Genomic DNA, 21,197 nt, shown 5'->3' on the forward strand with positions numbered 1-21,197 from the left:
TGCTATGCGAAAGATTTTTCTTCCGTTGTTACTGGTGGCGCTTTCGCCTGTCGCTCACAGTGAAGGTGTGCAGGAAGTCGAGATTGATGCTCCGCTCTCTGGCTGGCATCCGGCAGAGGGCGAAGATGCCAGTTTTTCACAATCGATCAATTACCCGGCGTCATCCGTCAACATGGCTGATGATCAAAATATCTCTGCGCAAATCCGCGGCAAAATAAAAAATTATGCTGCGGCGGGCAAAGTCCAGCAGGGGCGACTGGTGGTCAACGGTGCCAGTATGCCGCAGAGAATTGAATCCGATGGTTCATTTGCACGCCCTTATATTTTCACGGAAGGCAGTAACAGCGTGCAGGTCATCAGCCCCGATGGGCAAAGCCGACAAAAAATGCAGTTTTACTCTACGCCGGGGGCTGGAGCGATTCGCGCGCGTTTACGGCTGGTTCTCTCGTGGGATACGGACAATACCGACCTCGACCTTCACGTTGTTACGCCCGATGGAGAGCATGCCTGGTACGGTAATACCGTGCTGAAAAACAGTGGTGCACTGGATATGGATGTCACGACGGGGTACGGACCCGAGATTTTCGCCATGCCAGCGCCAGTTCACGGCCGTTATCAGGTGTATATCAACTACTACGGCGGGCGCAGTGAAACGGAATTAACTACCGCCCAACTGACACTGATCACCGATGAAGGATCGGTCAATGAGAAACAGGAAACATTTATTGTACCGATGCGTAATGCTGGCGAGCTGACGCTGGTGAAAAGTTTTGACTGGTGATTAATGGGGTTACCTTCGCTGCCGATGTTCAAGAAAACGCCCGATAACTTTCGCTATCGGGCGTTTTTGTTCGTTAATTCAACCGTTCAATCACCATTGCAATTCCCTGGCCGCCACCAATGCACAGTGTTGCCAGCCCCAGCGTTTTATCGCGTGCCTGCATTGCATGTAATAGTGTGACCAGAATACGAGCACCACTGGCACCGATAGGATGCCCGAGCGCGATGGCACCACCGTTGACATTCACTTTCTCAGGATCAAAGCCCAGTGTTTTCCCTACAGCAAGAAACTGTGCAGCAAACGCTTCATTAGCCTCAATGAGATCAATATCCGCCAGTTGTAGCTCCGCCAGTTGTAACGCTTTTTGCGTGGCGGGAACGGGGCCCATTCCCATCAACGCGGGGGCCACGCCGCCGCTGGCATAACTTTTAATGCGTGCCAGTGGTTTAAGGCCAGCCGCCAGTGCTGCAGATTCTTCCATAATCACCAGAGCGGCAGCACCGTCGTTAATACCAGATGCGTTCCCGGCGGTGACTGTTCCTGCTTTATCGAAGGCCGGGCGTAATGCGCCTAACGCTTCTGTCGTAGAATCCGCTTTCGGGAATTCGTCTTGACTGAAGACGAGGGTTTTCTTCCGAGTGACAACATTTACCGGGACGATTTCGGCTGTAAAAGCACCGGACTCAATGGCGGCTGCCGCTTTACGCTGTGAATGTAGCGCCAATTCATCCTGCATTTCACGGGTTATTCCATACTCTTTGGCAACGTTCTCGGCGGTAATCCCCATGTGATAACCGTGGGTGGCGCACATCAGGCCATCGCGCAGGATTACGTCATAAATCTGTCCGTCTCCCAGTCGATAACCAGAGCGTGCTTTTGCATCGAGCAAGTAGGGCGCTAAACTCATGTTCTCCATTCCACCCGCCACGATGCTCTGCGCCTGACCTGCCTGAATCGCCTGGGCGGCAAGCGCCACGCTTTTCAGACCTGAACCACACACTTTGTTGACCGTGAATCCGCACACCGTTTCAGCTAGTCCACTTTTTAGCAGCGCCTGACGCGCCGGGTTTTGCCCCAGCCCGGCTTGCAACACGTTCCCCATAATCACTTCATCGATATGTTGTGAATCGATTCTCGCGCGTTTAATGGCGGCTTGAATCACCGTTGCCCCCAAATCGATGGCACTGGTGGAGGCGAGAGAACCGTTAAAGCTACCGATGGCAGTACGTACCGCACTGACGATGACACAATTTTTCATTTTTCTTCCTTTTATGAGTTGCCGTCAGAACAGCGTTAAACCAATGACGAAAATGACGCCGGAAAAGAGCAGGGCGGTGATGCAATAGCCCATGATGTCTCGGACACCGAGCCCGGCTATTGCCAGTGCAGGTAGCGCCCAGAACGGTTGTGCCATGTTCATCCACTGTTCACCGTAAGCAATCGCCATGACTGATTTACCCAGATCGGCCCCTAACGCCTGCGCGGCAGGAAGGACGAATGGCCCCTGAATAACCCAGTGTCCACCGCCAGAAGGCACGGCGAAGTTAATTAGCGCAGAGCTAAAAAAGGTCATCAGCGGGAAGGTATCTTTGTTGGCGACATTGATGAAAAATTCGGTGATCAGGCCACCGAGGCCGGAGTGTTCCATCATTAACTGGATCCCAGCATAGAAGGGGAATTGCACCAGAATCCCGGCGGTACTGCGCGCAGCCGCACTTACCGCCCGCATATAGGCCATCGGCGTTTTATGCAACAACAGACCGGCAATCATAAACATCAGGTTGACGGTGTTGATGGTGATGTTGAATCCCTTCTCGGAGAAGTACAGCACCAGATAAGCAATGCCCAGAGCACCAATAATCAACGCCAGGATGCGACTTTCTTCCAGTTTCTCTGAAGGTGGGGCGTCTGCAGGGAGCTTCTTCTGGAAATCCGCTTCTTCCAACAACAGCTTCGGATCGATACTCACCACGTCGGAAGGCTTAGGCGTCATCATGCGGGTGATAAACGGCATCACCACAATCAGGGCCAGGGTGATAAAGATGTTGTAGCCAGTAAACAGGGTATCGCTGACCGGAATTAACCCGGCGACATGCTCAACGGGATTCCCCGGTGTTGCTGCCAGTAGCGGCATTGAGCCGGAAAAACCACCGCCCCAGGTGAGAAAGCCGATGTAGGCGCAAGCGATCAACAACGGATAGTCGGAGCCTGGTACCCGACGTGCAACTTCGCGAGCAAACATTGCGCCAACCACCAGACCGAATCCCCAGTTGATTACGCAGGCGACGGAACCAAAAAAGGTGACCAGCATGACCCCTTGGGTAGGCGTTTTGGCTGCTGACGCCGCAGTACGTAACAAACTTTTCACCGGACCAGAACTGGCGAGTGCATGTCCGGTCACGATGATGAGCGCCATTTGCATCCCGAATGCCAGCAGATTCCAGAAGCCGTCGCCCCAGAGCTTCACCATGCTGACTGGAGTTTGTGGCGTTAGCCAGAGTGCTACTGCAAAGGTGATTAATGTCAGTAGCATGGCGAAGATCAGGGGATCGGGAAGCCAGCGACTGACAAAGCGCGTCATAAAACGCGAGATGCGACCGATCATAGCGCCCCCTGTGGGAGCAAAAGATCATCAGCGACGGCGAACTGCGCTTCAGTTTTGGCACGCACAGTTTCTAAATCACAACCTTCGGCAATTTCAGTGAGCCACATCTTGCCATCGATAAAGCGGAACACCGCCAGTTCTGTCACCAGTATATGAACTGCGTGAAGCGCGGTTAGCGGCATGGTGCATTGACGTAAAATTTTTGCTGAACCATCTTTGGCGCAATGTTCCATGGCAATGATCACTTTGCGCGATCCGGTCACCAGATCCATCGCACCTCCCATACCAGGTACCATTTTTCCTGGCACGACCCAGTTGGCGAGATTGCCTTGTTCATCGACCTGTAAGCCACCGAGTACACAGGCATCAATATGACCACCACGAATCAGCGCAAATGACATCGCGCTGTCGAACATCGCTGCGCCGGGTAAAACGCCACACGGTTGTCCGCCTGCGTTAACCAGATCTGGATGCGCTGTTGTGACCGGGCCTAAACCGAGGAAGCCGTTTTCCGATTGCAGAGTAATATGAATACCCTCCGGCAAATAGTTGGCGACCATTGTGGGTAAACCGATCCCTAAGTTAACGATGTCACCATCACAAAGTTCCTGCGCCACGCGGCGCGCAATACGTTGTTTTGCGTCCATTATTTGCTCTCCTGCGGAATGATGATGTGGTCGATAACGGCACCGGGGGTGACAATGTGGTCAGGTTGCAATTCGCCGGTGTCGACCAGTTCGTCGGGTTCCACCAGCGTGATGTCTGCTGCGAGAGCAATCAGGGGGTTAAAGTTGCGGGCGCTGAGTTGGTAGGTGAGGTTTCCGAGTGCGTCGCAACGGTGGGCGCGGATCAACGCCAGGTCTGCCCGCAATGGACGTTCAAGCAACCAGGTTTTGCCATCGAGGGTGAGCGTTTGTTTGCCTTCTTCGACGACGGTGCCGACACCGGTTGGGGTGAGAAAACCACCAAGTCCGGCACCGCCACAGCGAATTTGCTCAATCAACGTACCTTGCGGTACGAGAACGACCTCCATTTCGCCAGAAATCATACGCCGTCCGGTTTCCGGGTTGGTGCCGATATGTGAAGCGATGACTTTGCTGACCCGACCGTTGACGATCAGCGGGCCAGTACCAGTATCAATAAATGCCGTGTCATTGGCGATTAATGTCAGATCCCTGACACCGGACTCCAGTAATGCCTCAACGAGGCGGGGAGGCGTGCCAATTCCCATAAAACCACCAACCATAATGGTCATGCCATCACGTAAGAAGCTGGCGGCGTCCTCTATGCTCATCAATTTTGTTTTCATTTTTTATCCCTCTTGAATACACCGTTGTGGGTACACAGAAGGCATAGCAAGGGGAGTGCCAGAATGAAGTTATTCGATGTCGATTTCTAATGTATTGAAAAAAAGGGAATTAAAAAAATAAGGAGGGAAGGAGGTAATACACTGCTATGCAGAAATTTGCGCACTGTGCAAATTTCTGCATAGCAGTTTTTGTCTTACGTACCAGCTGGATCAATACCGTATTCTTGCAGTTTGTACATTAACGCGCGGCGACTGATACCGAGCATCAGTGCGGTGCGGGTACGGTTTCCCTCCTGTTGCTCCAGCACTTCAATAATGATCCGTTTCTCTTCACGCTTAATCTCTTCTTTGAGATTGCGTTCGCCAACTGGAGTGCTCTTCGCATCGCTATTCAGGCTTACAGACTGGCGAAATTGTGGTGGTAGATCTTCTGCAAAAATCACCGGTCCTGAGTTCATTACCACGGCGCGTTCAATGACGTTGGAAAGCTCTCGGATATTGCCTGGCCACGACCAGCTGGCGAGCAACGACATCGCGCTGGGATCTATTTCGATAATATCGCGCTGGTTTTCGCTACTGAATTTTTGCAGAAAATGGTTGGCTAACAGGGAAATGTCTTCACGTCTCTCGCGAAGCGGCGGCAATATTAAATGAATTACGTTAAGGCGATAAAAGAGATCTTCACGGAAAGTCCCTTCTTTTACCATCGCGTCCAGGTCACGATTGGTAGCGGCAATAATGCGAATATCGACTTTGATGGTTTGATGACCACCAATCCGTTCAAATTCCCTTTCCTGTAAAATACGCAATAATTTGGCCTGCAATACCAATGGCATTTCACCTATTTCATCCAGGAATAACGTTCCGCTGTCGGCACGCTCAAAAAGCCCCTGACGTAGCGCTTGTGCACCAGTAAATGCGCCCTTTTCATGACCAAAAAGTTCGCTTTCAAGCAGGGATTCTGGTAGCGCGGCACAATTAATTTTAATAAATGGCCCATTGGCGCGTCGGGAGTTGTAATGGATCGCCCGGGCGATCAGCTCTTTACCCGTACCACTTTCGCCGCTGACTAATACGCTGGCCTGGGAGAGGGCGATTTTTGCCGTATCCTTGCAGATTTCCTTCATGGCCAGGCTGTTGGTTAATATGTGGCCCCACTGCCAACTGGCGCTTAGCGCTTGATGTAGCTGGCGAATCTCTTTCTTCATTGACTGCAGCTGTAATGCGCGCTGCACGACCAGGTTCAGTTCATCCAGATCAAACGGTTTGATTACGTAATCAAACGCACCGCTGCGTAAGGCTTCCACCGCCGTTTCGACCTCCGCATACGCGGTCATCAGGACAACGGGCGTACGAGGGTTGTGACCACGCATCGCTTTTAACGCGCTGATGCCATCCATTTCCGGCATCCGGATATCCATCAGCACTACGTCCGGCTGCACACGGGTGAACAGAGGCAAGGCTTCTTGTCCATTACTGGCGCAGTGAGTGTCATAACCCTGCAAAGAAAATGCGGTGGACAACATACGACGCACATTCTCTTCGTCGTCGACAATCAGGATTCGGTAAACAGCATTCATAAGGGCAAATTTTCCTGCGGATCAATCGGTAAGATAAGGGTAAATGTGGCACCACAGCCGGGGAGGCTGGCGACGCGTATATCGCCCTGATGCGCATTAATAATTCGTTGGCTTAGGGCGAGGCCAAGTCCCGTACCGGACGCTTTGGTGGTAAAGAAGGGATCAAAGATTTTTCTCTGTAGTGACAGGTCGATGCCGCAGCCGTTGTCTTCAATCGTGATCGCCTGCTGGTTAGCCGTATACATCCACGTGCGAATGCGGATTTCCCCGCGCGCGGTGATAGCTTGCACGGCATTGATCAACATATTCAGGATTACCTGCTTGAGTAGTTCTCGATCTGCCACGATCGCAGTGAGTGAAGGATCAAGCTCTGTAATAAAGTCGATCCGTGCCTGTACGCCGGAGGTTTGGGCAAGAATCAGCGTCTCTTCGATCAAGGCATTGAGATACACTTGTTGCCACTGGCTTTTACGCGGACGGGAAAAATCCAAAAGCTGCTGAATAACTTTATTAATGGAATCAATCTCATTCAGCACAATTGAGAGATATTCCTTGTGCTCTGACTGGGGAGTCTGTTGGCGAATGATTTGCACGTAACCCCGGATGGCGGTGAGAGGATTGCGCACTTCATGGGCTACGCCCGCCATCAGTTCCCCCAGGGTGGCGAGTCTTTCCGTCTGCGCCAGTCGCCGCTGGCCCTCTTTACGTGCCGTCAGATCGGAAAAAATCACTAAAGCGCCAATCATTTGGCCATGTCCGTCATGGATTCGGCTGGTGGTGGCGCTGATTTCAATGGTTCGGTCGCGTCCGGGATAGCTGATTTCCAGTGCCATATGTTCAATGCCGTGCGCCAGCGTATCGAGGACAGGGCTATAAAAATGGGTGTTGGCAAATAGCGTGGCGTAAGGCTGGCCTACCAGCTCGTGACGTTTGTATCCGGTAATGGCTTCCGCTGCGGGATTCATGGTGATCACATCGCCTTGTCGGTCAATGGCAATCACGGCATCGGCGGCATTTTCAATAATCAGGTCATTGAGTGTTTTCGATTCACGAAGCGCATCGGCAAGGTTATTCACACAACGGCTGATTTGCCCTAGTTCGCCAGGTAGCGGTGGCAATTGCGTAGGATTATTCTGCGCTAGCGTCGACAGACCCGCGGTGATGATATCGATGTTGGCGCTTAAACGACGGGAAAAAAGCACAATCAACAGCAGACTAATCAGCAGCCCGGCAGAAAGGACAATGATTATCCGCACGTCCATTTTCCATGCCTGACGACGAATATCCTCCGTTAATTCATTCGCCCATATATAACCAAGCACGATGCCCTGGCGTTCTATTGGGATCATGGAATTCATAATATCGCCGCGGACTTGCCTGCCGGAAAAGAGTTGTGGCGTGTTGGTTTGCATGACGATATTGCCGGGATGATCCGGGGTGATGCTAATACCTACATTGCTTTGATAGAGTGCCGACGGGGCATAAGTGATAATTGCATCCAGCCCTTTGTGGTAATAGCCAGCCCCGACACCGGGAAATGCTCGGGTAATACGTTCAGTGATGGGAGCCAACTCATGATTCAGTGCCTGGATGCGTGCCTCACGAGGCAGATGTTGGTAAAGCGCAAAGCGTTCTTCCAGTGCGGCGTTCAGCAACTGCACAACTGCCGCTAATTTTTTCTCTTTTTCAGATAAGACCGCTGACCGACCCTCTGTTTCTACGATATAACCAATAGATAGCGTCGGAATGATGACCATCAGGATTGCCATCATAATGAGCTGGTTGCGCAGACGACGTGGGTACAACCACTTCAGAGAGTGCATGCTGGGTATCCGGGTTTGTTTTTCAGGCAAACGACGATTATCAGGGGTTAAGGTAATGATTTCTCGGCGGTGTATCATATTCCAGAGAAGACAGAACATTGCGGTAACACGCTTTTACCGCTACCTTAACCACACTCCATCGGTCACCTGAGGCGGAGCTTCGCCCCTTTGAAATACCTTGCTTCTTTTCGCACAACCCTGAAAGTCTCGCGCTACATGTTCAGAGCGCTGGCGTTATTGATCTGGCTGTTGATTGCTTTTTCATCAGTGTTTTACATCGTCAACGCTTTACATCAACGAGAATCTGAGATTCGTCAGGAATTTAATCTGAGCTCCGATCAGGCCCAGCGGTTTATTCAGCGCACCTCTGATGTCATGAAAGAGCTGAAGTACATTGCTGAAAATCGCTTATCCGTGGAAAACGGCGTGCTTTCTCCGCGTGGGCGTGAAACGCAAGCAGATGTGCCGGTTTTCGAACCTCTGTTTGCTGATTCCGATTGTTCCGCAATGAGCAATACCTGGCGAGGCTCCCTGGAGTCACTGGCGTGGTTTATGCGCTACTGGCGCGATAATTTCTCTGCGGCTTACGATCTCAACCGCGTGTTTTTAATCGGCAGCGATAACCTCTGTATGGCTAACTTTGGCCTGCGTGATATGCCCGTCGAACGTGACACCGCTCTGAAAGCCCTGCATGAACGCATTAACAAATATCGTAACGCGCCACAGGATGACAGTGGCAGTAACCTTTTCTGGATCAGTGAAGGGCCGCGTCCTGGGGTGGGATATTTCTACGCGCTGACGCCGGTTTATCTGGCAAACCGTTTGCAAGCGCTTTTAGGCGTAGAACAGACAATTCGGATGGAGAACTTCTTCCTGCCGGGGACGTTGCCGATGGGCGTCACCATTCTTGATGAAAATGGCCATACCCTGATTTCGCTGACCGGACCGGAAAGTAAGATTAAAGCCGAACCGCGTTGGATGCAGGAGCGATCCTGGTTTGGCTATACGCCAGGTTTCCGTGAGCTGGTGCTGAAAAAAAATCTACCGCCGTCTTCGCTAAGTATTGTCTATTCCGTGCCTGTTGATCAGGTGCTGGAACGTATTCGCATGTTGATACTTAACGCGATTTTGCTGAACGTGATTGCGGGTGCTGCATTGTTTACCCTCGCACGGATGTATGAGCGACGTATTTTTATTCCGGCGGAAAGTGACGCCCAGCGACTGGAAGAGCATGAGCAGTTTAACCGCAAGATAGTCGCCTCAGCGCCTGTGGGGATCTGCATTTTGCGAACTGTCGATGGCGTTAATATTTTGAGTAACGAGCTGGCGCATACCTATCTCAACATGCTTACGCATGAGGATCGCCAACGGCTAACGCAAATTATTTGTGGCCAGCAGGTCAATTTTGTCGATGTCCTTACCAGTAACAATACCAACCTGCAAATCAGCTTTGTTCATTCGCGCTATCGTAATGAAAACGTGGCAATTTGCGTACTGGTCGATGTGTCTTCACGTGTGAAGATGGAAGAGTCGCTGCAAGAAATGGCGCAGGCAGCAGAACAGGCGAGCCAGTCAAAATCGATGTTCCTTGCTACCGTCAGTCACGAACTGCGAACGCCGCTGTATGGCATTATCGGCAACCTGGATCTATTACAAACCAAAGAGTTACCAAAAGGTGTCGACCGTCTGGTGACGGCAATGAATAACTCTTCCAGCCTGTTATTGAAAATTATTAGCGACATTCTCGATTTCTCGAAGATTGAATCGGAACAGTTGAAAATCGAACCTCGCGAGTTTTCACCGCGCGAAGTCATGAACCACATCACCGCCAACTATTTGCCGCTGGTGGTACGCAAGCAACTTGGTTTGTACTGTTTTATTGAGCCAGATGTACCGATGGCGCTCAATGGCGACCCAATGCGCTTACAGCAGGTGATCTCCAACCTGTTGAGTAATGCTATTAAATTTACCGATACCGGCTGCATTGTTCTGCATGTTCGCGTTGATGGTGATTATCTTTCTATTCGCGTACGCGATACCGGGGTGGGCATTCCAGCTAAAGAAGTGGTGCGGTTATTTGATCCATTCTTCCAGGTAGGGACGGGCGTACAGCGTAACTTCCAGGGTACTGGTCTGGGGCTGGCGATTTGTGAAAAACTGATCAGCATGATGGACGGTGACATCTCGGTGGATTCTGAACCGGGAATGGGCAGCCAGTTTGCGGTGCGTATTCCACTGTATGGCGCGCAGTATCCGCAGAAAAAAGGTGTCGAAGGATTAACGGGTAAACGTTGCTGGCTGGCGGTACGCAATGCGTCGCTCTGTCAGTTCCTTGAAACCAGTTTGCAGCGTAGCGGCATAGTCGTTGCTACATACGAAGGGCAGGAGCCGACTTCCGAAGATGTGTTGATCACCGATGATGTGATGAGTAAAAAATGGCAGGGCAGGGCGGTTGTGACTTTCTGTCGTCGCCATATCGGTATCCCTCTTGAGAAAGCGCCTGGTGAATGGGTACACAGTGTGGCAGCTCCGCACGAGCTACCGACATTGCTGGCGCGCATCTATCTGATAGAAATGGAGAGCGACGATCCTGCTAACTCTCTGCCGTCGACCGACAAAGTGGTCAGCAATAACGACGATATGATGATTCTGGTCGTGGACGATCATCCAATTAACCGTCGTCTGTTGGCCGATCAGCTTGGATCGTTGGGCTATCAGTGTAAGACGGCGAATGATGGTGTTGATGCGCTTAATGTTCTTAGTAAGAATCACATTGATATCGTGTTAAGTGATGTCAACATGCCGAATATGGATGGTTACCGGTTAACGCAACGTATCCGCCAGTTGGGACTCACGTTGCCGGTAATAGGGGTAACGGCCAATGCGTTGGCTGAAGAGAAACAGCGGTGTCTGGAGTCCGGTATGGATAGCTGTCTGTCTAAGCCAGTGACGTTGGATGTTATAAAACAGACGCTGACGATGTATGCCGAGAGGGTCAGGAAAGCGCGAGAATCGTAAGCCGGATAAGGCGTTTACGCCGCATCCGGCAATCGGAGCAAATGCCAGATGCGGCGCTGGCGCGTCTTATCTGGCCTACCTTATTGTAATCCATTGAAATAATGGAATTTGTAGGCCGGATAAGGCGTTTACGCTGCATCCGGTAATCGGAGTTTATCGGGAATGCGGGAAATTACTCTTTATCCGCCGGACTTAACGTCACAGAAGAGAGATAATTCAACAGAGCGATATCGTTCTCGACTCCCAGCTTCATCATTGCGGATTTTTTCTGGCTACTGATGGTTTTAATGCTTCGGTTCAGCTTTTTAGCAATCTCGGTAACCAGGAAGCCTTCGGCAAACAGGCGCAGAACTTCACTCTCTTTTGGTGAGAGGCGCTTGTCACCGTAACCGCCAGCACTGATTTTCTCTAACAGCCGAGAAACGCTTTCCGGAGTAAATTTCTTACCTTTCTGTAGCGCGGCGAGCGCTTTCGGCAGGTCGGTCGGCGCACCTTGTTTCAGAACGATCCCTTCGATATCCAGGTCCAGTACCGCGCTAAGAATAGCCGGGTTGTTGTTCATGGTCAGAACAATAATCGACAGACTTGGGAAGTGGCGCTTGATGTACTTGATTAAGGTAATGCCATCGCCGTATTTATCGCCAGGCATGGAGAGATCGGTAATCAAAACATGCGCATCCAGCTTCGGCAGGTTATTGATCAGTGCTGTAGAGTCCTCAAATTCGCCGACAACATTCACCCACTCGATTTGCTCAAGTGATTTGCGAATACCGAACAAGACTATCGGATGGTCATCAGCAATAATTACGTTCATATTGTTCATGTAATAGGCTACCTTGCTACAGCAAGCTCTTGACATAGCTGTCAATGTCGCTGATGTATTTTTCTATTCCTGGGACATCCTTCTCGCGAATAAGATGTTCCAGCGTTTCACATAACTGCTTGCCGGGTACCAGATTAAGCATGGCAAACACGCCTTTCAGACGATGAGCCGTTTGGGCTAACGCAGCAAAGTCACTGGTTGCTGCCTCAGTATATAGCCTCTTAACATCATCCGGTACTGTGTCTACAAAGAGCGCATAATAGCCGCTGGCATGGAGTTGTGCATTTTCATCTCCGCCCAGAGGCGATTCTGTCACCTCTTCCTGCGCCAGTTGCACTTCGATCAATTGTAAGACCGCTTCCTGCATAGCGTTGCTCATATTGAAGTTGACGCACAATTGACCAGGTCCAATTTCCCGTACGCCAGACTCATCATCGCTTAAAAGCAAGCCAGAGGCAGTAAGATTAGACGGATTATCCGTTAAAAAGATATCATAATCTTGACTAATTAATCTTTCATCCGGTGTAATGCAGGTTGCCCCCCAATTTTCTAACTGGCGAGTGACAATATTCCGAATTTCTGCGGAAGTTATGTCCATCATCACGCTAACATCATCCAGTAAACGCTCTTCTTCCTCTTCTACTTCCGGTTCCGCAGTGGGCATTTTGATATGCACGGAATAACGTGTACCAAGCTCGTCGCGCGTTTTGATGTTTAAATGACCGCCTAGCTTGCGCGCCAGTTGATCGCTCAACCAGAATGCTAACGGATCCGCCTTGCCGTAACGATCGCTTTGGGTCTGGTTGATGAACGGGAAGTGCAAATTATCCATTTCATGAATACTTATGCCATCTCCGGTGTCCAGAATGCGGAAAGTCAGACGTTCTTCGGAAGATTCGTCCTGGTCAACCTCAAGGGTAATTTTCCCCATTTGCGTTGAGGTGACAGCATATTGCATCAGTAACAGCAAAATACGGCGTAGGGCATCGCGATCGCCGCAGCGCATATCGTGTGCTTTTAGATGATTGTTAATCAATAGCTGCAAACCTTTACGCTTGATGGCTGGCAACACGGAAGGCACGACTTCATCAATTAAATCCTGCACGGAGAAAAGCTCGCTCTCGCTTTTCCAGCTATCGTCGGCAAGCATATTTGCTAACTGGATTTCATCGACCAGGCGCACCAGCACATCAGCCTGATTCGCCAGTTGTTTGCTTTCCGGTGTGTTGAGTTTGGCTGCGCTTTCCGCCAGGGAGCGTGCTGGTTCTTTTAGTGCATCGCCAATATTTTTCATAAAGGCCATCCGGCCTTGCTGATTTTTCTCGTACAGACGCTGCGCCTGCTTGAGTTTCTTGTTCACCAGTACTTCGCGATCTTGATCGCGAATAATGAAGATTTGTGTACGCGGCGCGACCTGGCTGCGGAACATACGGATCTCATACAGTTCGTTATTGATCGTCGCCTGAATGATGCCCTGATGCTGTTCTGCCATAGTGGTGATGTTTTGCAGATTCAAATGCGGCAGCAGGTGGTCGGCAATTTTGTTGCTTATTACTGTGCGATTCGATTCCTGATCGTGAACCAGCAGGCCGAGCGGCAGCAGTGACACGATCTCTTCATTGATGGCCCGCAAAACGCGCAGTTCATTGTTCACTGCCGTGCTGGGTACGCTTTCGGTGGGGCGGCCAGAGAAATGGCGGAAGGTGGTATAGCCAAACAGCGCCAGCGCCAGCAAACCGATGTTCAGCAGCAGCGGCAGGAGAATGTTTTGCAACGTATCCAGCAGCAATGTGCCATAAGGAACCTGCCAGACCAGACGCATATCCGTGGAGTTTAGCGCCGAAGAGATTTCAATCTTCGAACTATTAAAGTGGATACTGACGCTATCCGTCGCTTCTTTCTCATTATTATTGGTTCCCGCAGCTGTCGCGTCTGGCTCCAGACGGAAACTATCCAGCGGCATCCCCGGCGGGATCAAATCATTAATAGGCAGATCAAAAGCGACTACCGTCGCCAGATGCCCCGGCTGGTTAAAGGTGGTGCGCAGGGTAAAATAATGTCCGTTCTGCCAGGCCAGGCGGCGCAGGTTAGAAAAACTTTCGCGTTCATCCAGGGCGTTGGCCTGCTGCAACATCTCTGCGCGACGAGAATCAACAATGTCACTGACGGTCGACTCTTTAAATCCCGAGGTGAGATCTTTTAGCGGTAGGGTGGAGATCAAAACCAGGCTGTTATCCTGGCCGTTCAGATAGTACATCGACCAGGGTACATTCTCTGCGCCCCACAATGTGTCCAGATAAGTGGACATTCTTTGGGTCATTTCAAGCGTTGAGTTGTCGTGAGAACCAAAGATCAGGGCTTCCGTTTTGCGGCGCGGTTTTTCCAGATAATAGACATCCTGTTTCAGGCGCGTCTCCTGCAACCCTTCGCTGGAGGAGGTAGAGGCCGTCGCGGCAATGTTGTCGTAGATTTGCCAGGTCACATAACGCCATGTATCGACGCGCTTTTGTATGGCATGGGTAATATCAACGATCTGGTAGCTTTTATCTTTCAGCCAGGCGTTAACGGCGCTTTGTACCATTACACCCATCGTCACCAGTAACACGATGATCAGCAGTAAAAAGAAGCGGGTAATGCTCCCCGGTAGGAGTGAAAAGCGGGTCGTGGCCGTTGTCTCTTTCTGACGCATTCGTGTTTATGACCTGTTAAAACTTCGCAAAGTGATAGGGCAGTATAAAGGGTACAGTGTGAAATTCCAGACTCTTACCTGATTGATGTTAAGGCATTAGCCGACGATATTTCACATTTTGCGCTGCGGTAAATAAATGTACAAATGCGTTGTTAATGTACAAATAACCCACAGGCATGAAGAAAATTATCAGGAAAATAGTGCAGATAGATTTTGTCGGTAATTGTTGTCGTTTTTTACGAAATAGTTAACGATTGTTATAATTTTGCTACGGTAGCACAGGAAAATAAAAGATGTGTAAAGAATGGTAAAAAAAACCGGATGCGATGCATCCGGCCGAAATAGGGGTAAACAGACATTCAGAAATGAATGACGGTAATAAATAAAGTTAATGATGATAGCGAGAGATATTTTAGTTGCGAGTGAAGAATTTGTTTTAACATTCAGTGCGGTCAAAGACTTAAGATTAAGTTATTGTTTTAAAGGTCGAAATAATCTTACTTGATGTTTAGTGCGTTATTTGCTCAACCATTAGAATTTGAAAAAGTTCCATCACATTTACATTTTGAAATACCTATGTGGATATTTGAAACATCTTAAAAGTTTTAGTATCATATTCGTGTTGGATTATTCTGCATTTTTGGGGAGAATGGACCTGCCGACTGATTAATGAGGGTTAATCAGTATGCAGTGGCATAAAAAAGCAAATAAAGGCATATAACAGAGGGTTAATAACATGAAAGTTAAAGTACTGTCCCTCCTGGTCCCAGCTCTGCTGGTAGCAGGCGCAGCAAATGCTGCTGAAGTTTACAACAAAGACGGCAACAAATTAGATCTGTACGGTAAAGTAGACGGCCTGCACTATTTCTCTGACGACAAGTCTGTAGATGGCGACCAGACCTACATGCGTCTTGGCTTCAAAGGTGAAACTCAGGTTACTGACCAGCTGACCGGTTACGGCCAGTGGGAATATCAGATCCAGGGCAACGCTCCGGAAAGCGAAAACAACTCCTGGACCCGTGTGGCATTTGCTGGTCTGAAATTCCAGGACATCGGTTCTTTCGACTACGGTCGTAACTACGGCGTTGTTTACGACGTAACTTCCTGGACCGACGTACTGCCAGAATTCGGTGGCGATACTTACGGTTCTGACAACTTCATGCAGCAGCGTGGTAACGGCTTCGCGACCTACCGTAACACCGACTTCTTCGGTCTGGTTGACGGCCTGAACTTTGCAGTTCAGTACCAGGGCAAAAACGGTAGCGTAAGCGGCGAAGGCATGACCAACAACGGTCGTGGCGCTCTGCGTCAGAACGGCGACGGTGTCGGCGGTTCTATCACTTATGATTACGAAGGCTTCGGTATCGGTGCTGCAGTTTCCAGCTCCAAACGTACTGATGATCAGAACAGCATTGCTTACATCGGTAACGGCGACCGTGCTGAAACCTACACTGGTGGTCTGAAATACGACGCTAACAACATCTACCTGGCTGCTCAGTACACCCAGACCTACAACGCAACTCGCGTAGGTTCCCTGGGTTGGGCGAACAAAGCACAGAACTTCGAAGCTGTTGCTCAGTACCAGTTCGACTTCGGTCTGCGTCCGTCTGTAGCATACCTGCAGTCTAAAGGTAAAAACCTGGGTGTCGTTGCTGGTCGTAACTACGACGACGAAGATATCCTGAAATATGTTGATGTTGGTGCTACCTACTACTTCAACAAAAACATGTCCACCTACGTTGACTACAAAATCAACCTGCTGGACGACAACCAGTTCACCCGCGCTGCTGGCATCAACACTGATGACATCGTAGCTCTGGGTCTGGTTTACCAGTTCTAATTTCGATTTCTATCGACAAAGGGCCTTCGGGCCCTTTTTTCATTGTTTTCAGCGTACAAACGCGTTTTTTTGGTGTACTCTTGCGACCGTTCGCATGAGGATAATCACATATGGAAATAAACTTTACCCGCGTGGCATTGCTGGCTGCCACGCTCTTCTTTGTCGGTTGCGATCAAAAACCACAACCCGCCAACACCCACGCTACTGAAGTGACTGTTCTTGAAGGCAAAACCATGGGAACCTTCTGGCGTGCCAGCATCCCGGGCATTGACGCCAAACGTAGTGCCGAGCTCAAAGAGAAGATTCAGACCCAGCTGGACGCAGACGATCAGCTGCTTTCGACCTATAAAAAAGACTCCGCGCTGATGCGCTTTAACGACTCGCAAAGCCTGACACCGTGGCCGGTAAGTGAAGCGATGGCTGATATTATCACCACCTCGCTACGTATTGGCGCAAAGACCGATGGCGCGATGGATATTACTGTCGGGCCACTGGTGAATCTGTGGGGCTTTGGTCCGGAACAACAACCGGTACAAATTCCGAGCCAGGAACAAATTGATGTAATGAAAGCCAAAACCGGCTTACAGCACCTGACGGTCATCAATCAGTATCATCAGCAGTACCTGCAAAAAGATCTTCCGGATTTATATGTCGATCTCTCCACCGTCGGCGAAGGCTATGCCGCCGATCATCTGGCACGCTTGATGGAGCAGGAAGGTATTTCTCGCTACCTGGTGTCGGTGGGCGGGGCGCTGAACAGCCGCGGTATGAACGGCGAGGGCCAGCCGTGGCGAGTGGCGATTCAAAAACCAACCGATAAAGAAAACGCGGTTCAGGCGGTAGTGGATATCAATGGTCACGGTATCAGTACCTCCGGCAGCTATCGCAATTATTACGAACTGGACGGCAAACGCCTTTCTCATGTTATCGATCCGCAAACCGGACGACCTATCGAACATAATCTGGTGTCCGTGACTGTGATTGCTCCGACGGCACTGGAAGCTGACGCCTGGGATACAGGTTTGATGGTGCTCGGGCCAGAGAAAGCCAAAGAAGTCGTTCGCCGGGAAGGGCTGGCGGTTTATATGATCACCAAAGAAGGTGATAGTTTTAAAACCTGGATGTCGCCGCAGTTTAAAAGCTTCCTGGTGAGCGAAAAAAATTAAAGCGCAAGATTGTTGGTTTTTGCGTGATGGTGACCGGGCAGACTAAAGGCTATCCTTAACCAGGGAGCTGATTATGAAAAACGCCACACGCTTAACTGACGATCAACGCTGGCAATCGGTCTTAGCCCGCGACCCGAATGCCGACGGCGAATTCGTTTTCGCCGTGCGCACCACGGGTATCTTTTGCCGTCCGTCTTGCCGCGCGAGACATGCCTTGCGGGAAAACGTCTCCTTCTACGCAAATGCCAGCGAGGCAATCGTCGCCGGATTTCGCCCCTGCAAACGCTGCCAACCTGATAAAGCCAATGCCCAGCAACACCGGTTGGATAAAATCACCCACGCGTGTCGACTACTGGAACAGGAAACGCCTGTAACGCTGGAAGCCTTGGCCGACCAGGTGGCGATGAGTCCATTCCATCTGCATCGTTTATTTAAAGCCACCACCGGAATGACGCCAAAAGCCTGGCAACAGGCCTGGCGCGCTCGTCGCTTGCGCGAATCGCTGGCGAAAGGGGAGAGCGTCACCCAGGCGATTCTGAACGCTGGATTCCCCGACGGCAGCAGTTACTACCGCAAAGCTGACGAAACGTTGGGCATGACGGCTAAACAGTTTCGTCACGGTGGCGAAAACCTGGCAGTGCGTTATGCGCTGGCTGATTGTGAGCTGGGGCGTTGCCTGGTGGCGGAAAGCGAGCGGGGGATTTGCGCGATTCTGCTGGGCGACGATGACGGGACATTAATCAGCGAACTCCGTCAGATGTTTCCTGCCGCTGACAACGCGCCGGCGGATCCGATATTTCAGCAACATATACGTGAGGTTATCGCCAGCCTCAATAACCGCGATACGCCGCTGACGTTACCGCTGGATATTCGCGGCACCGCTTTTCAACAACAAGTCTGGCAGGCGCTTCGCACTATACCTTGTGGTGAAACGGTGAGTTACCAGCAACTGGCGAACGCGATTGGCAAACCAAAAGCCGTTCGCGCCGTAGCCAGTGCCTGCGCCGCCAATAGATTAGCTATTATTATCCCTTGTCATCGGGTAGTACGCGGTGATGGCGCACTTTCTGGTTACCGCTGGGGCGTGTCGCGCAAAGCGCACTTGCTGCGCCGCGAAGCTGATCATGAGGAGAGGTAATGTTGGATCTGTTTGCTGATGCTGAACCGTGGCACGAATCGCTGGCTTCCGGCGCGGTGATTTTGCGCCGTTTTGCTTTTAACGTTGCGGAACAACTGATGCACGATATCAGTGGCATTGCCAGCCAGTCGCCGTTTCGCCAGATGGTCACTCCTGGCGGATATACCATGTCGGTGGCGATGACCAACTGCGGGCATCTGGGCTGGACGACCAATCGGCAAGGTTATCTCTATTCGCCCATTGATCCGCAAACAAATAAACCGTGGCCCGCCATGCCGCAAAGTTTTTATGATTTATGTCGGCGCGCGGCCATGGCAGCGGGCTATCCAGATTTCCAGCCTGACGCTTGCCTTATCAACCGCTACGCCCCGGGCGCGAAACTGTCGCTGCATCAGGATAAAGACGAACCGGATCTGCGCGCGCCAATTGTTTCTGTTTCTCTGGGCTTACCCGCGATTTTTCAATTTGGTGGCCTGAAACGAAATGATCTGCTCAAACGACTGTTGCTGGAACATGGCGATGTAGTGGTGTGGGGCGGTGAATCACGGCTGTTTTATCACGGCATTCAACCGCTCAAAGCGGGGTTTCATCCACTCACCGCCGACTGCCGCTACAACCTGACATTCCGTCAGGCAGGTAAAAAAGAATAAAAATAAGAATTATTATTGCTGTGCACGCGGAGATGTTTAAACTGCGGGCTGTAATTCATTGTCCGGGTTTTCTGCATGGAACTTCTTGTACTTGTCTGGCGGCAGTATCGCTGGCCATTTATCAGTGTGATGGCGCTAAGCCTCGCCAGTGCGGCATTAGGCATTGGCTTAATTGCTTTTATCAATCAGCGCCTTATCGAAACGGCGGATACCAGTCTGCTGGTGTTGCCGGAGTTTCTGGGTTTATTGCTGCTGTTAATGGCGGTAACACTGGGATCGCAACTGGCACTTACTACGCTGGGCCATCACTTCGTTTACCGACTGCGTAGCGAATTTATCAAGCGGATACTGGATACCCACGTCGAGCGTATCGAACAACTTGGTAGCGCCTCGTTGCTGGCGGGGTTAACCAGCGATGTGCGCAATATCACCATTGCTTTTGTGCGTCTGCCGGAACTGGTGCAGGGGATCATTCTCACTATCGGTTCAGCGGCGTATCTCTGGATGTTGTCGGGCAAAATGTTGCTGGTAACGGCTATCTGGATGGCAGTCACCATCTGGGGCGGTTTTGTACTGGTGGCGCGGGTGTACAAGCATATGGCGACTCTGCGTGAAACCGAAGACAAACTGTACTCGGATTTTCAAACTGTGCTGGAAGGGCGCAAAGAGCTGACTCTGAACCGTGAGCGCGCCGAGTATGTGTTTAACAATCTCTACATTCCTGATGCGCAAGAGTATCGCCATCATATTATCCGCGCAGACACCTTCCATCTAAGTGCCGTGAACTGGTCGAACATTATGATGCTGGGTGCTATCGGCCTGGTATTCTGGATGGCAAATAGCCTGGGTTGGGCTGATACCAACGTTGCCGCGACCTATTCGTTGACGCTGTTATTCCTGCGTACGCCACTGCTTTCGGCGGTTGGCGCATTGCCGACGCTGCTGACGGCGCAGGTGGCGTTTAACAAGCTGAACAAATTCGCGCTCGCACCTTTCAAAGCTGAGTTTCCGCGCCCGCAGGCGTTTCCCAACTGGCAAACGCTTGAGCTGCGTAATGTTACGTTTAGCTATCAGGATAACGCGTTTTCCGTTGGGCCGATTAACCTCACCATTAAACGTGGCGAACTGCTGTTTCTGATTGGTGGCAATGGTAGCGGCAAATCGACGCTGGCGATGTTGCTGACTGGGTTGTATCAGCCACAAAGCGGCGAAATCTTGCTGGATGGCAAACCTGTCAGCGGCGAACAACCGGAAGATTATCGCAAACTGTTTTCGGCGGTGTTTACCGATGTCTGGTTATTTGATCAACTGCTGGGGCCGGAGGGCAAACCTGCTAACCCGCAACTGGTTGAGAAGTGGCTGGCGCAGCTGAAAATGGGTCATAAGCTTGAGTTAAGTAACGGGCGTATTGTTAACCTGAAGTTATCGAAAGGGCAGAAAAAACGCGTGGCGCTGTTGCTGGCTTTGGCAGAAGAACGCGATATTATTCTGCTGGATGAATGGGCGGCGGATCAGGATCCACACTTCCGTCGTGAGTTTTATCAGGTGCTGCTGCCGCTGATGCAGGAGATGGGTAAAACTATTTTCGCCATCAGTCATGATGATCATTACTTTATCCACGCCGACCGCCTGCTGGAAATGCGCAACGGACAACTTAGCGAGCTGACCGGCGAAGAGCGTGACGCTGCTTCGCGTGATGCCGTTGCCCGGACGGCATAATATTTTGGCGCTGACCTGGCGGGATACTGTCGCCAGGTCAATATTCTAAAAATCCC

The 21,197-nt window shown here is 50.9% G+C and carries 15 protein-coding genes; 7 read left to right on the forward strand and 8 right to left on the reverse strand.

The features are described from left to right. Positions 1-4 precede the first annotated feature (4 nt). Positions 5-781, forward strand: a complete 777-nt coding sequence (locus FEK66_RS11225) for a YfaP family protein (RefSeq protein WP_001225847.1) — start codon at positions 5-7, stop codon at positions 779-781. Positions 782-854: 73 nt separating this feature from the next. On the opposite strand, the gene atoB is transcribed toward FEK66_RS11225, so the two are convergent. The 6 genes from atoB to atoS form a co-directional block, all read right to left on the reverse strand. Further along, positions 855-2,039, reverse strand: a complete 1,185-nt coding sequence (gene atoB, locus FEK66_RS11230) for an acetyl-CoA acetyltransferase (RefSeq protein WP_130207153.1) — start codon at positions 2,037-2,039, stop codon at positions 855-857. Between the two features lie 24 nt (positions 2,040-2,063). After that, a complete protein-coding gene (locus tag FEK66_RS11235) occupies positions 2,064-3,386 on the reverse strand; it encodes a TIGR00366 family protein (protein WP_130207152.1) in 1,323 nt (440 codons plus the stop codon). Beyond that, positions 3,383-4,033, reverse strand: coding sequence for a 3-oxoacid CoA-transferase subunit B (locus FEK66_RS11240; protein ID WP_130207151.1), 651 nt, complete (start codon positions 4,031-4,033; stop codon positions 3,383-3,385). Before FEK66_RS11240 ends, FEK66_RS11235 begins: the two co-directional genes overlap by 4 nt. Then, positions 4,033-4,695, reverse strand: a complete 663-nt coding sequence (atoD, locus tag FEK66_RS11245; protein ID WP_135494571.1) for an acetate CoA-transferase subunit alpha — start codon at positions 4,693-4,695, stop codon at positions 4,033-4,035. Before atoD ends, FEK66_RS11240 begins: the two co-directional genes overlap by 1 nt. 194 nt (positions 4,696-4,889) lie before the next feature. Continuing rightward, positions 4,890-6,275 carry an acetoacetate metabolism transcriptional regulator AtoC gene (gene atoC / locus FEK66_RS11250; RefSeq protein ID WP_130207150.1) on the reverse strand — a complete coding sequence of 462 codons (1,386 nt, stop codon included), beginning with the start codon at positions 6,273-6,275 and terminating at the stop codon, positions 4,890-4,892. Beyond that, the gene (gene atoS / locus FEK66_RS11255; RefSeq protein ID WP_130207149.1) at positions 6,272-8,098 is read right to left on the reverse strand and encodes a two-component system sensor histidine kinase AtoS; all 1,827 of its coding nucleotides are present in this window, start codon (positions 8,096-8,098) and stop codon (positions 6,272-6,274) included. Before atoS ends, atoC begins: the two co-directional genes overlap by 4 nt. A gap of 168 nt (positions 8,099-8,266) precedes the next feature. Between atoS and rcsC the strand changes: the two genes are divergently transcribed. Further along, a complete protein-coding gene (gene rcsC, locus FEK66_RS11260) occupies positions 8,267-11,116 on the forward strand; it encodes a two-component system sensor histidine kinase RcsC (protein WP_130260524.1) in 2,850 nt (949 codons plus the stop codon). Positions 11,117-11,288: 172 nt separating this feature from the next. Here rcsC and rcsB read toward each other — a convergent pair whose 3' ends face one another. Both rcsB and rcsD read right to left on the reverse strand, forming a co-directional pair. Next, a complete protein-coding gene (rcsB, locus tag FEK66_RS11265) occupies positions 11,289-11,939 on the reverse strand; it encodes a response regulator transcription factor RcsB (protein ID WP_042290573.1) in 651 nt (216 codons plus the stop codon). Between the two features lie 16 nt (positions 11,940-11,955). Next, positions 11,956-14,628 carry a phosphotransferase RcsD gene (gene rcsD, locus FEK66_RS11270; protein WP_135494568.1) on the reverse strand — a complete coding sequence of 891 codons (2,673 nt, stop codon included), beginning with the start codon at positions 14,626-14,628 and terminating at the stop codon, positions 11,956-11,958. Between the two features lie 736 nt (positions 14,629-15,364). On the opposite strand from rcsD, the gene ompC reads away from it, so the two are divergent. The 5 genes from ompC (at position 15,365) to yojI (ending at position 21,141) form a co-directional block, all read left to right on the forward strand. Then, the gene (gene ompC, locus FEK66_RS11275; RefSeq protein WP_130207146.1) at positions 15,365-16,468 is read left to right on the forward strand and encodes a porin OmpC; all 1,104 of its coding nucleotides are present in this window, start codon (positions 15,365-15,367) and stop codon (positions 16,466-16,468) included. 110 nt (positions 16,469-16,578) lie between these two features. Continuing rightward, positions 16,579-17,634 (forward strand): FAD:protein FMN transferase ApbE, encoded by a 1,056-nt coding sequence (gene apbE, locus FEK66_RS11280; RefSeq protein WP_135494565.1) that lies wholly within the window; start codon positions 16,579-16,581, stop codon positions 17,632-17,634. Positions 17,635-17,707: 73 nt separating this feature from the next. Next, positions 17,708-18,772 carry a bifunctional DNA-binding transcriptional regulator/O6-methylguanine-DNA methyltransferase Ada gene (gene ada, locus FEK66_RS11285; RefSeq protein ID WP_135494562.1) on the forward strand — a complete coding sequence of 355 codons (1,065 nt, stop codon included), beginning with the start codon at positions 17,708-17,710 and terminating at the stop codon, positions 18,770-18,772. Then, the gene (alkB, locus tag FEK66_RS11290; protein WP_135494560.1) at positions 18,772-19,422 is read left to right on the forward strand and encodes a DNA oxidative demethylase AlkB; all 651 of its coding nucleotides are present in this window, start codon (positions 18,772-18,774) and stop codon (positions 19,420-19,422) included. Before ada ends, alkB begins: the two co-directional genes overlap by 1 nt. Before the next feature lie 75 nt (positions 19,423-19,497). After that, on the forward strand, positions 19,498-21,141 hold the full coding sequence (gene yojI, locus FEK66_RS11295) for a microcin J25 efflux ABC transporter YojI (protein ID WP_135494558.1): 1,644 nt from the start codon (positions 19,498-19,500) through the stop codon (positions 21,139-21,141). Positions 21,142-21,197: the final 56 nt, after the last annotated feature.

The sequence above is a fragment of the Escherichia sp. E1130 genome, assembly GCF_005781065.1.
Classification (GTDB): domain Bacteria; phylum Pseudomonadota; class Gammaproteobacteria; order Enterobacterales; family Enterobacteriaceae; genus Escherichia.